Genomic DNA, 11,601 nt, shown 5'->3' with positions numbered 1-11,601 from the left:
ACCACCAAGATGTGAATTTTTCGTAACATGCCCCAGCGCCCAACCCCAGATAACCCAACCTTAGATACTGGCCCTGAACCCCAAAGCCCCACACGCGTGCCCGGTGCCGAAGATGTCGCGATCTGGCAGCAGATCCTGGACGCCCTGCAACATGATCTGGCCTGCGGACATTACGCCCCGGGCGACAAGCTGCCGACCGAGGCGGCGCTGTCGGCGCGCTTCAGCGTCAACCGCCATACGGTGCGCCGCGCGCTGGGGGCGCTGTCCGACCAGGGGCTGGTACATGCGCGGCGCGGCGCGGGGGTGTTTGTCACCGCGCAACCCACCGCCTACCGCATCAGCCGCCGCACACGGTTCCACCAGAACCTGAGCGACGCAGGCCAGACGCCCACCAAGGATGTGCTGCGGCTGGAAACCCGCGCCGCCGATGGGCGCGAGGCGCAGGCGCTCCACCTGCCACCCGGCGCGCAGGTGCATGTCTGGGAAGGCGTCAGCCTGGCGGATGGCGTGCCGCTGTCGGTCTTTCGCTCCGTCTTCTGCGCGGCGCGGTTTCCCGCACTGCTGAAGGCGCTGGCAGCGACTAGGTCAGTCACCCTGGCGCTGGAACATTGTGGCCTTTGCGATTATGTCCGTGCCTCGACCCGGCTGTCGGCGGAACGCGCCACCGCAGAGCGCGCGCGCCTGCTGCGCCTGCCCCGCGACGCGCCGTTGTTGCGCAGCGTGGCGGTCAATACCGACCTTGCTGGCACGCCGGTGGAATATGGTCGCACCTGGTTCGCCGGAGACCGGGTGCAACTGCTGATCGACGGCGACGCGGGCGCGCCGTGACGCACCCGCTGGTGCCACGCGGTCCGACATGCTAGCCCTGCACCCGTGGCAGTGTCGCACGATCGCAAGATACAGCGGCGCGGCGCATTCCTCAGGGGTTCGCGCGGCTGAAAACACATGGCAGCGTGACCGCAAACAGCGGTGTGGTGCAGCACGGTCGGGCGTGCGGGCCGAAGGAAGCGCGGCGTGGGCGGACGGCGCGCACCAGCCAGACCTTCACCCGGAAACGTGGCACCCGCCACGCCCCGGAAAATCTGCCCGGCAACCGGGCCCAAACCGCTCCTCAGACGCGGGGCGTCATAAAACCGCAACAGCTGTGCGATAGGACGCGGCGAAAAAGGATAGCGACATGACCTCTCTCCTCCCCCCCGTTCGCCTCACAGGTGCGCTGTGCCTGATCGATGGCGCGCTGCATGACACCGACCTGACCATTGCCGACGGCCACCTTGCCGACATGCCCGGCGCGGACGCCGCCGATCTGTCGGGCTACTGGCTGCTGCCGGGCATCATCGACCTGCATGGCGACGGGTTTGAGCACCACCTCTCGCCCCGCCCTACGGCGCCTTTCGACACAGGACGCGCCCTGCTGGCCGCCGATGCCGAGCTGGCGACCAATGGCGTCACAACCGCCTGGTTCGCGCAAAGCTGGTCGTGGGAGGGCGGCACGCGCAGCCCTGACAAGGCCGAAGAGATCATGGCAGCAATCGCCGCGCAGCGCGCACAATTCCTGACCGATATCCGCCTGCAGATCCGGTTCGAGACGCATGTGACAGACGGCCACGACCGCCTGCTGCGCGCCCTCGCGCGCTATGGCGTCGATTACATCGCCTACAACAACCACCTGCCCGAGGCGCTGGAACAGGCCCGCGACCGGCCTGATCGGTTTGCCAATTGGGCGGCCTCTCAGGGACGCACGCCGCAGCAATTGCTGGACATCATCCACGCCGCAAAGGCGCATGACCCGCAGGTGCCCGATCTTTTGGCCGCTCTGGCACCGCAATTGGCAGGCGTCGGCGTGCAGATGGCCTCGCATGACGATGGCGATGCGGAAACCCGCGCCTTCTTTCGCGCGCGCGGCGCACGGATCTGCGAATTCCCCACCACACCAAACGCCGCGCGCGCCGCGAAAGACGCGGGCGAGCCGGTGCTGATGGGGGCGCCCAATGTGGTGCGCGGTGGCTCGCAGGCGGGCAACATCGCGGCGCAGGACCTGATCGAGGACGGGCTATGCGACGCCCTCGTCTCGGACTACTACGCACCCGCGCTGGCCCTTGCGGCCTGGGCGCTTGCCGACCGGGGCGTGTGCAGTTTCTCGCATGCCTGGGAGATGATCTCGACAAGTCCGGCGCGGATCTTCGGGCTGACGGATCGCGGGAACTTGCGGGCCGGTCAGCGCGCAGATCTGGTCATCATGAACCCCGCGACCCGGCGGATCGAGGGCACGATTGCCAACGGTCAGATTGCACATCTGTCGGGCGGTGCCGCCGCGCGGCTGATGCGCCCCCGCACCGCCCGGGCGCTGGCGGCCGAGTAAGGGGCCGCCAGCCCGCGCCCCCGCACGACAGATAGGGCGCGTGGGGGCGAGCGGCCAAGCGCGCCAGAACAGGGCTGACACGTCATCGAGACACGACGTGAATGCACGGGGTCCGCCAACGTGCTTCCCGCTACTCTAAAACAAATGCACGCGACGCGCCGGGCCGCGGGCGCTGCCCTTGGGCCGAAGTCGCTGGATTTTGCTGCGCGATGGGGCCTTGGGGTAGCCCCCTTCAGCCGCAGAGCGCCAGAGGGACGGTTTCATCGGCACAGCCGCTGCACACCGCCGAAGCATCCCATTTCAGCACACGCTCAATGCGTCGGGCCGCCCAGCCGCGCATCCTCATACTTGTCCAGAAACGCCTCGATGTTGAGCGCGCGGAAATCCGGCAGGGCGGCGCGCAGCCGGGCGTGTTCCCAGTCCCACCACGCCAGCGCGATCAGCCGCGCAGCAATCTTCTTGGGGAACCGCCGACGCAGCTTGGTCGCAGGCACGCCGGTGACGATCGTATAGGGAGCAACGTCATGGGTGACGACCGCGCCCGCGCCGATCACCGCGCCATGGCCGATGGTAACCTCGGGCCGGATGATCGCGCCATGGCCGATCCATGTGTCATGCCCGATCACCACGCGCCGCGCACGCCGCCGGGCAAAGAAGGCATCATCGGGTTCGGCATCCGCCCAGTAATCGGCCGAGCGATAGAGGAAGTGATGCAGGCTGGCGCGGTCCATCGGATGGTCCGTCGGCCCGATGCGCACCATGGCGGCGATATTGGCGAACTTGCCGACACTGGTGTTCACGATGTCGCACAGCCGCGCGCAATAGCTGTAATCGCCAAACTCCGAATTCTGGATGACCGACCCGCGCCCCACTTCGGTATAGGCCCCAAAGCTGGCGTCGGTGATACTGCATCCCTCATGGATCAGCGCGGTCTGGGGCGAAAGTTTTTTCATGTTGCGTCCATTCTGGCGAAAGCCCCCGCCGGGCATGCCGCGGCGGGGGTGTGTTTTCGGGGTGGCAAGCGCGGCTCAATGCCCGCGCTCACCGATAAAGCGTTTGCGGATCAGCCCAGAGCCCCAATCAATGATCGCGATCACCACCAGCACGTTCAGCACCACAAAGGCCACCTGGTCGAAGAGCCCCGCGCGGAAACGCTCAATGATGATCATGCCGATCCCGCCTGCCCCTACCAGCCCCAGAATGGTGGCCGACCGGGTGGAGGATTCGAACGAATAGAGCGACAGGGAAATGAACACCGGCAGGATCTGCGGAATATAGCCGAACCGGATAATCCGCGCCTGATCAGCGCCCGTCGCGCGCACGCCCTCGACCTGCTTGCGGTCGATGTTCTCGATCGCCTCGGAATAGAGCTTGGCCAGCGTGCCCATGTCGCTGATGAAGATGGCAAGCACGCCCGCCAGCGGCCCAAGGCCCACGGCACGCACGAAGACCAGACCCCAGACGACCTGATCCACCCCGCGGAACACATCCAGCAACCGGCGCACACCGTGGCGGATGATGCCCACAGGCATCGTGTTGCGCGCGGCCAGAAAGCCCAGTCCCAGCGCCACGATTGTGCCAAGGAACGTGCCCAGAAACGCCATGGCGATGGTCTGGGCGATCCCGGTGTAGATATTGCCGTAGTTCCACGTTTCCATGTCGCGCCAGACCACCATCCGGCTGAGCATCTGCAACGCCCTGTCGGACGCCTGGAACAGTTTGTAGAACTCGAACATATGGAACGAATACAGCAGGTAGCCGATCATGATCGCCCAACTGCCCACCACAAGCGCGCGCTGGAACGGATCGCCAAACGCGCCGGGGTGGCGCTTGCGCACGGATGCCACATCGGCATCGGTGATCGCGGCAAAGGTCATCGTCGTCATTTCAGGTTCTCCTTGCCGATGAAGTAATGGCGCACCCGCTCGGACAAGAGGTCGATACAGGTCACGGTCAGCACCACCAGGATCAGCACCGCCAGCACCCGGTCATCGGAATAGAAACTGATGACATGGTTCAACTCTTGCCCGATCCCGCCCGCGCCAACGAAGCCTACGATGGACGAGGCGCGCACATTCACCTCGAAGCGCAACAGCGTGTAGCTGGCAAAGTTCGGCAATACCTGCGGAACGATGCCAAAGCGGATCTGCTCAAACCAGGTCCCGCCAACGGATTTGATCCCGTCCACGGGCCGCAGGCTGGCGTTCTCGTTCACTTCGGCGAACATCTTGCCCAAGGCGCCGGCCGTGTGGATCGCAATGGCCAGCACGCCGGCAAGGGGGCCGATACCGACCGCAAAGACCAGGATCAGCGCATAGAGGATCTCAGGGACCCCGCGGCAGAATTCCATGAAGCGCCGCGAGGCCATACCAATCCAGCCATTGGGCGCAAGGTTGCGCGCCGCCGGGAAGCACAAGACGAAGGCCAGCGCCGTGCCCAGAATGGTGGCGGTGATCGCCATCAAAATGGTTTCCCAGATCAGCGTGACGTATTTGCTGAAATCGGAATACCAGTATTGCAACGACCCCGGCACGGCGCGGCCATCCTCCATCCGGGCCGCAAACAGCTTGTCGGCCTCCAGGTTGGGAATGATCGTGCCAAAGTATTCAAAGATGCGCGGAATGCCCGTGGCCAAGCGTTCGGGAAAGAACCCCGAGATATAGATCGACCAGACCAGAAAGAACACGAAGAGCGCGGCCAACAGAAGGTTGGCCATCATCTTGTCGCGGATCAGCCGGGCGCGGTGTTCCTCGAACAGGGTGACCGCATCGGTCGTGCCCCTGTTGCCCGAACCGGCACCCGCACCGCCATTTGCAGTTGCATCAGCCATGTCAGTTCACCACGCGGGTTTCGACCTCGGGGCGCTTCCCCGATGGCTGCTGAAGCGAGGTAGAGGTCAGCGCCTCAGAGAACGCTTCCGCCGCCTCAGCCCCGTAGATGGTGCGCGCGGCCTTGTCGGTCAGGGCCTTGGGCGGGCCGTCGAATACGATATTCCCGTCCTGCATGCCGATGATACGGTCGCAATAGGTGCGCGCCGTGTCCAGCGTGTGCAGATTGCACACAACGGTGATGCCGTCTTCTTGGTTGATGGCGCGCAGCGCGTCCATCACCACCTTGGCGTTCAGCGGGTCAAGGCTGGCGATGGGTTCATCGGCCAGCATGATCTTGGGTTCCTGCACCAGCGCGCGGGCAATCGCCACCCGCTGCATCTGGCCACCCGACAGCGTATCGGTCTGTTGCAAGGCGACATGCGCCATGCCCAGCCGGTCAAGGGCGCGCACCGCGAAAGCACGCTCGCGCGCGCTGAACTGCTGCAACATCGAGCTGACAAATCCATGATGATAAAGACGGCCGGTCATCACATTGGTGATGACATTCAGCCGACCCACAAGGTTGAACTGTTGAAACACCATGGCGCATTCGTTGCGCCACTTGCGCAACTCACGGCCCTTCATCGCGGTGATGTCGCGCCCATGAAACTGGATCTGCCCACCCGACGGATCGTTCAGCCGGTTGATCATGCGCAGCAGCGTCGATTTGCCCGCACCAGACCGGCCGATGATACCTACCATCTGACCGTCAGGAATGGTCAGGTCCGCCGGTTTCACGGCCACGTTGCCTTTGAATTCTTTGGAAAGCTGTCGGAGTTCCAGCATCTGCGTCACCTCGCATCAGGGGGCAGGCACAACGGCCCGCCGTCAGAACAAAAACAGACCCCCGCGTGCGATGCGGGGGCCTGTCAACAGGGATCAGGGGATCAACGCGACGCGGCCATTTCGGCTTCGCGCATCGCAACGATGCCTTCGTAGAACGAATGGTCGACTTCGGCAAAACCGTTGCCCTCACCGCCCACGGTGTCGGAATAGCAGGCGGGATCGTTCTCTTTCAGATTCAGCATCGCCTGCACGGCCAGGTCGCGGGCTTCTTCAGGCAGATCGTTGCGGAACACGGTCGGGCCGTTCGGGATCAGTTTCGATTCCCACACGATGCGGATATCGCCCATGTCCAGCAGTTCATTGTCCACCATGCGGCGCAGGTTGCCACGGGTGTAGCCCTCAGATTCCTCACCCATCAGCGAGGTCCAGGTGACGCCGGCATCGTATTGATCGTTCAGCACGGCGATAACCGCCTGTTCATGCCCGCCACCAAAGCCGGTGCCGCTGAAGAAGGTGGCGTCGTCGATCCCGGCAGCAGCCAGCTCGGCGCGCGGCACGAGGTAGCCCGAGGTGGAGTTCGGGTCGGCATAAGCGAGCGACATGCCTTCCAGATCTTCCAGCGACTGGGCGTCGCTGTCAGACTTCACATAGATGACCGAGTAATAGCCAAGGCTGTCATCCACGTTCTTGGTGGTCAGGATCGGCGACACGGCGTCGGGGTCTTGCAGATAGATCCCGGCATAGCCCGATGCGCCCAACCCGGCCTGATGAAGCTGGCCCGCCAGCAGGCCCTGCATCACACCGGCATAATCCGACGCGGGGAACAGCTCGACCGGAACGCCAAGCGCTTCGCTCATCGTATCGGCAAAACAATCATAGCGACGCAGGCGGTCGGATTCGTTCTCACCGCCCAGAAGGCCAATGTTGTAGGTGCCCATATCGGCGCGCCAGTCGGCGAAAGCCGGGGTGCTGGCGGTCAGCGCGATGGCGGCTGCGGTGGACAACTTCAGGATGTTCGACGGTTTCATGGCGTTTCCTTTTTCATGCGGAGGGAGCGCTGGAAGCCCGATCAAAGCCATACCAGACCCATACGGTTTCCATACGCGTTCCCGACGACCCAGAAGGGGAAGACGGAAAGAAAAAGGCGGCCCGCGATGGGGCCGCCAATTCAGGGGTCAGCGCGAGCCTGCAAGCTCAGCTTCGCGCATCGCAACTATACCTGCGAAGAACGAATGGTCGACCGGCGCCCAGCCCTGGCCTTCGCCAAACGACACGTCGTAATAGCACTGCGCATCGGCTTCCAACTGGTTGGCCAGGTAGTCGGACACGATGTCCTTGACCTCTTGCGGCAGGTCTTTGCGCAGCACGACCGGGCCGTTCGGGATCAGGTTCGATTCCCAGATGACGCGCATTTCCGACATGTCCAGCAGGCCATTGTCGATCATGCGGCGCACGTTGCCACGGGTATAGCCTTCAGCCGGTTCGCCCAGACCCGAAGCCCAGGTGACAGCGGCGTCATACTGGCCGTTGACCACGGCGATCACGCCCTGCTCATGCCCGCCACCAAAGCCGGTGTTGCTGAAATAGGTGCTGTCGTCGATTCCCATCGCTGCCAGTTCGGCGCGCGGGACCAGGTAGCCCGAGGTTGAGTTCGGGTCGGCGTAGACCAGGCTACGGCCTTCCATTTGCTCAAGATTTTCGATGCCGCTGTCAGCGCGCGCCAGCATGACGGCGATGTAACCCAGCGAGCCATCAGCCTCGGCCGAAACAAAGACCGGCTCTACGGCTTCGGGATCTTGCAGATAGATGCCGGCGTAGCCCGACGCGCCAAGCGCGGCATAATCCAGCTGGTCGGCCAGCAGGCCCTGCATCACGCCAGCGTAATCGGGTGCGGGGAACATTTCGACCGGCACGCCCAGACGCTCTTCCAGCGCGACGCGCAGGCAGTCGTTGTTGCGCAGGCGATCAGACTCGTTCTCGCCACCCAGAAGGCCGATGCGGAAGGTCGGCAGATCAGCGCGCCAGTCTTGTGCGACGGCGGCGGAAGACAGCGCGGTCAGTGCCGTGCTGGCAGCGATCAGGCCCAGAAGTGTCGTGCGGATCATATCTAAATAACTCCATCGCAGATATGCGGTTGCTGCAACGCGGCAGCGCCAATTGTTGCCCGGCCGATGTACGCGGGGAATGCGTCAGTCCAGCGAAGGCGGGATGAAGATTTTGTAAAACGGGCTGTAACGTTGTTCTATTCCAATCACAGCCGCGCCCCGTGCGGTACGGGTACCCGGATTTGCAGCGCGGGCTGCACGTCTGGGTTATTGCGCGCCTGCGTCTGCACGCGCGCCAGCATCCCTTGGCACGCGCAATGGAATCAGCGCGTCGGTGGGGCGCAATGCTGCCGGATCACCGCCAGAAGCCCCGCCTTGCGCATGGGCTTGGTCAGGTAGTCGGTCATCCCTGCCGCCAGCGCGGCCGCACGCTCCGAAGCCTGAGCATGCGCCGTCAGGGCAATGACGGGCACATCTGCGCCGCCAGGCAGGGCGCGGATGCGCCGCGTTGCCTCGCGCCCGTCCATTTCGGGCATGGAGATGTCCATCAGCACGATATCGGGGCGAAAATCCTGGAATTCGGCCACTGCATGCGCGCCATTGACCACGAAGCGAATGTCCAGCCCCTGCCCGCGCAGCATGGTGTCGACGACCAACCGGTTGGTGCGGTTATCCTCGGCCACCAGAAGGCGGATGCCGTTCAGGCCCGAAGGCCCGGCGACAGACCCGGCATCGGCGACGCCTGTCCCGTGGGGCGCAGAGGGGCCTTGGTTCAGGGCAAGCGGTGCTTCCGGTCCAGTGTCACCTCCAGCCCCTGGTGCATGCGCGTCGTAGGGCATGTGGCCAGTTGCGGCGGCAACCCGGCGGGATGCGGGATCGCCCGGCCCGCCGACGTCAAAGACATCAGGGCCTGACACGTCCGCCGCAGCGCGCGGCCAGTGCCCCAACGGCTGCGCGTCACGCCTCCGCAGCGCAATGCCGGGGTCGGCCGATGCGGTCAGCGACTGCCCTGCGGCCATGGCCAGTTCGTGCAGAATGCCGCGAAAATCCACCGGTTTTTGCACCAATCGGGCACCGGTCGGCACCGCCGCCGTTTCTGCCAGCGCGGTCGGCTGCGCTGTCAGCACCACCATTGCCGCCATGGGGTAGGCCGTGCACAGATGCGCCAGTTTGCCGGTCACATCCGGCCCCAGCACGTCATGGTCGATGACCAACAGATCCACACCGTCACCGGGCGCCACGGCAGTAGGTAAAGGCGCATCATGGCCCGCAACCCGCACCGGCACCCGAAGCCGCGCCAGGTTGCGACTAAGGATCGTGCACGTCAGGCTCCTGTCATCGACAAACAACACGCGCCCGATCTGGTCCAGCGCGCGCTGGTCGGGGGAACTTCCCTCGGGCGGCGACAGACCACCTGACTGCGCTTCGGAGGAAAGCGCCTGAGGGTCATAGGCTTGGGGTGCAGGCGCGTGGGGGGCAAGTGGGTGGGCGGAAGGTCCAGCCCCTGGCAATCCCGGAACCCCTGCCGCCACTACCGGACCCTCGACCTCTGGCCTCGCCGTTTGTGCGTTTGGCCCTGCTGTCCTAGGTGCGCGCGGCGTCGGAACCAAGGGCACAGCAGTGGTTTGCAAAGCCCCATTCGGCGTGGCCTGTCCGGTGGCGGAGGCCCAGACCGGCCCGTGACTGGCAACCGCTTCTGACACCGGCCGCGCGATCGTCAGCTTGTCGCTTGCCGTGCCAGTCGCCATTTTTTCTGACGCCAGCCATTGCGCTGCGCTGCTTTCCTGCGCAGGCCTGTCACGCGCGGGCCTGTCACGCGCGGGCCCAGCCGTTACCGGCCAGCGCGAAGCATGTCCTTGGGTTACAGGCGCGCCCGCCACAGGCTGTTGTATCCCCCTTGGCTGGACTTCCGCCGCCCCCGATGACGAAGTGTCCACAGCCCCATCCGCCCCCGGTGCAGCGGTCGCCGCAACCGGCAACCGCAGGTCAAGACCAAAGCACGACCCGACGCCGGGCGTCGATTCCACCCAGATCGCGCCGCCCATCAGATCAACCAGCCTGCGCGTGATCGCAAGGCCAAGGCCCGTCCCCTCGAATGCGCGGTTGGCCTGTTCTTCGACTTGTTTGAACTCATCGAATATCTGTTCCAGATGCTCGGCGCTGATGCCAATCCCGGTGTCGTCGACCGTGATGCGCAGATCCTGAAGCAGCGCATCGCCATCAGAAGCGTCCAACCCACGCCCTTCCGCCACATGATCTTGTACCATCTGCCCCTCGACCCGTACCAGAACGTGGCCCGCTGGCGTGAACTTGACCGCATTGCCGATCAGATTGGTCATCACTTGCCGTAATCGCCCGGGATCACCGATGAACCGCGCGGGCGTGGCCAGGTCGTAATCCACGATCAGATCCAGCCCGCGAGCCCGGGCGCGCGGCTGCAGCATCAGCGCCACCTCATGGATGCACTGCTCCAGATCCATCGGTTCAGCGACGAGGGTCAGCTTCTCGGCCTCGATCTTCGAGTAATCCAGAACGTCGTTGATGATCTCCATCAGCGCCCCGCCAGAGGACTGGATACTGGACACATAAAGCCGCTGTTCGGGCGTCAGGTCGCTTTCGGCCAATATCTCTGCCATGCCGATCACGCCATTCATCGGGGTGCGGATTTCATGGCTCATATTCGCCAGAAACGCCGATTTTGCCCGGTTCGCGGCCTCGGCGCGGGCGCGTGTCGTCTCCAACTCGGCGGCGTGGTGGATCGAGCGTGTGATGTCGCGGATCAGGCACACCACATCGCCGCCGCGCCCGCGCTGTTCACAAACGCGCACGATCGTCCCGTCAGGTAAATTGAAGACTGCCTCGGGGATCGGGTTTTGTTCCCAGCGGGTGAGCTGCGCGGCGATCCAGTCCGCTGGGTCCTGCCCCTCCAGCTGCACGACCCCTTCATAGGCGCAGATTTCCAGCACGCGCTGCAAGGTAATGCCCACCGCAACCTCGGGCCAGTCACAGAACACCTGCATGTAGGCGGTATTGGCCAGCACCAGCCTGCTGTCGACATCAAAGACAGCAAACCCATCGGTTACGGTATTGATGCTGTCCCACAGGCGCCGTTCGGTTTGCACTGCGGTCAGATGCGCGCTTTTGAGTTCGACCAGCGCCTGGCGCTTTTCGCCCTTCAAAACCTCGGCAGTACTGCGGGCGTCCTGCACCTCGGCGCGTTGGCGGATCACCTGGGCGGACAGGTCGCGCGCATGCAGGTCCAGTTGCTTGAGCGCCTTCGACAGCTCTGCCTGGGTCTGTTGCAAAAGCTGTTGCGCCATCAAGCGTGCCCTACGCTCTTTCGCGAGTGAATCGGACAAATCCATCGAAAAACTCTCGGCACAACCTACACCCGCCGACCATGAGGGAGCTTTGTGAAATCCGCGTTAACACGCGCCAGCTTGCCCGAGCGCGAGTTCCCGGGCTGGCCAGCGCGTGCTCGCTCTAGCGTCTTGACTGCGCCTGAAACACTCTGGCGCAGTCAAGACGCGTCAAACGG

9 protein-coding genes are annotated in these 11,601 nt (G+C 64.3%); 2 read left to right on the top strand and 7 right to left on the bottom strand.

Going from position 1 to position 11,601, the window contains the following annotated elements; genetic code table 11:
- Positions 1–96 precede the first annotated feature (96 nt).
- Together phnF and H9529_RS02105 are read left to right on the top strand one after the other, a co-directional pair.
- Complete coding sequence (phnF, locus tag H9529_RS02110; RefSeq protein ID WP_223814267.1) at positions 97–828, top strand: phosphonate metabolism transcriptional regulator PhnF; 732 nt, start codon at positions 97–99, stop codon at positions 826–828.
- Positions 829–1,177: 349 nt separating this feature from the next.
- Positions 1,178–2,362, top strand: coding sequence for an alpha-D-ribose 1-methylphosphonate 5-triphosphate diphosphatase (locus tag H9529_RS02105; protein WP_092886062.1), 1,185 nt, complete (start codon positions 1,178–1,180; stop codon positions 2,360–2,362).
- 311 nt (positions 2,363–2,673) lie between these two features.
- Here the strand turns inward: H9529_RS02105 and H9529_RS02100 are convergent, their stop codons facing one another.
- The 7 genes from H9529_RS02100 to H9529_RS02070 all read right to left on the bottom strand — a co-directional run bounded on the left by H9529_RS02100 (position 2,674) and on the right by H9529_RS02070 (position 11,383).
- Entirely contained in the window at positions 2,674–3,315 is a 642-nt protein-coding gene (locus tag H9529_RS02100) for a DapH/DapD/GlmU-related protein (protein ID WP_092886060.1), read from the bottom strand.
- Between the two features lie 75 nt (positions 3,316–3,390).
- On the bottom strand, positions 3,391–4,248 hold the full coding sequence (gene phnE, locus H9529_RS02095) for a phosphonate ABC transporter, permease protein PhnE (protein ID WP_092886058.1): 858 nt from the start codon (positions 4,246–4,248) through the stop codon (positions 3,391–3,393).
- Positions 4,245–5,192, bottom strand: a complete 948-nt coding sequence (gene phnE, locus H9529_RS02090; RefSeq protein WP_092886056.1) for a phosphonate ABC transporter, permease protein PhnE — start codon at positions 5,190–5,192, stop codon at positions 4,245–4,247. Before phnE (H9529_RS02090) ends, phnE (H9529_RS02095) begins: the two co-directional genes overlap by 4 nt.
- A 1-nt stretch (position 5,193) precedes the next feature.
- The gene (gene phnC, locus H9529_RS02085; RefSeq protein WP_092886308.1) at positions 5,194–6,018 is read right to left on the bottom strand and encodes a phosphonate ABC transporter ATP-binding protein; all 825 of its coding nucleotides are present in this window, start codon (positions 6,016–6,018) and stop codon (positions 5,194–5,196) included.
- A gap of 101 nt (positions 6,019–6,119) precedes the next feature.
- Positions 6,120–7,046, bottom strand: coding sequence for a phosphonate ABC transporter substrate-binding protein (gene phnD / locus H9529_RS02080; RefSeq protein WP_092886054.1), 927 nt, complete (start codon positions 7,044–7,046; stop codon positions 6,120–6,122).
- Between the two features lie 147 nt (positions 7,047–7,193).
- Entirely contained in the window at positions 7,194–8,123 is a 930-nt protein-coding gene (gene phnD, locus H9529_RS02075; RefSeq protein ID WP_092886052.1) for a phosphonate ABC transporter substrate-binding protein, read from the bottom strand.
- 263 nt (positions 8,124–8,386) lie between these two features.
- Positions 8,387–11,383 (bottom strand): hybrid sensor histidine kinase/response regulator, encoded by a 2,997-nt coding sequence (locus H9529_RS02070; protein ID WP_143033464.1) that lies wholly within the window; start codon positions 11,381–11,383, stop codon positions 8,387–8,389.
- Between the last annotated feature and the right edge of the window lie 218 nt (positions 11,384–11,601).

Source organism: Roseicitreum antarcticum, from assembly GCF_014681765.1.
GTDB lineage: Bacteria > Pseudomonadota > Alphaproteobacteria > Rhodobacterales > Rhodobacteraceae > Roseicitreum > Roseicitreum antarcticum.
This window is presented reverse-complemented; position numbering and strand designations above follow the sequence as displayed.